The sequence below is a fragment of the Candidatus Burkholderia verschuerenii genome (genome assembly GCF_001189365.1).
GTDB lineage: Bacteria > Pseudomonadota > Gammaproteobacteria > Burkholderiales > Burkholderiaceae > Caballeronia > Caballeronia verschuerenii.
The window spans coordinates 1-1,020 of the sequence record NZ_LFJJ01000361.1; the positions used below are offsets into that span (position 1 = coordinate 1).

Genomic DNA, 1,020 nt, shown 5'->3' on the forward strand with positions numbered 1-1,020 from the left:
TCCAAGGCTAACATCCGTTCTCTAAAGATTGACCACTCATCATGTGTCCTTGAGCTTTCCCCCTTATGTCTTTCCACATTTCTTTCCTCATCTTGTGGGTTCTCTTGATCTCCCTCTTGGTCGTGCTCTTCTTCTCGGTCTTCATCACGGCGGTGGTCTTCTTCTTGGTGTGGCTCCTCTTGTTGCACCATGATGCACCTCTCTGCTCTCCCTCGGACTCGACCAAAATCTTGCAATTTGAGGATTGTTGGCGCTGGCATGAAATTTCCCTCATATGTTTCTTTTGTCAAGCCCACGTATTTTAACAGCTGGAAAATTAAGCTGGGGAAACCAAGGACCTGTTGATTTGAGCTGGTCATTTTCTTGATCGTCTCCTTGATTTCTTGGTTGATGACTTGGCCTATATTGACGCTATATCCCTTGAGGATAGCGTAGATAAGCTCCGTCCTTTTCCGGAGCACCCTCCAATTTACCACAATGGGCATCAACCGTGAGTTAATGAAGGCATTGAGGAGTCTCGCTTGAGGGGTCAAATCTGCTTTGTTAATTGCTCCCCATTCTTTGTCTAACTGCTTTGGGCTCCCTGTCAGCACTGTCGTGAGCTCCTCAACGTCACTGCTGCCCTGGACGCGGGAGAACTCCTCAAGCAAGTCGTTGGGAGTGCAGAAGAAGTTGTTGATCGCTCGAGGAGAGAAATCCACAACTGCTCCTCAGATTCTCACTTTGTTTTTGGCCAGTTGCCTTGAGGAGAGTTTGCATAAGGCGAGGTAGAATTCGAACGTCATTTCCTTTTCACCCTTCTTTACGTAGAATTCGTCCTCCATGAATTTTTTCCAGCTGTGCTTGTGTACGTACTCCTCAAAAAATGGCTCAATCTTCATTCCCCGCTCCTGTATTATGTGTCGAGACTTGATGTCCTCTTGTCGGTCCCTTACTGTTTCACTTTCTTGGGAGGACTCCCTTTGCTCCCGTTGGCTTGATTGCCCCAAATGGGCTCCCCGCATCTTCGGTGGCATCGTG

General features: G+C 47.9%; 2 protein-coding genes. Both read right to left on the reverse strand.

Going from position 1 to position 1,020, the window contains the following annotated elements:
* The coding region (locus tag BVER_RS28865) for a hypothetical protein (protein WP_198155484.1) at nucleotides 1–701 on the reverse strand (701 nt) is incomplete at its 3' end.
* A 9-nt stretch (nucleotides 702–710) separates the two neighbouring features.
* The coding region (locus BVER_RS34935; protein WP_232316917.1) for a hypothetical protein at nucleotides 711–1,020 on the reverse strand (310 nt) is incomplete at its 5' end.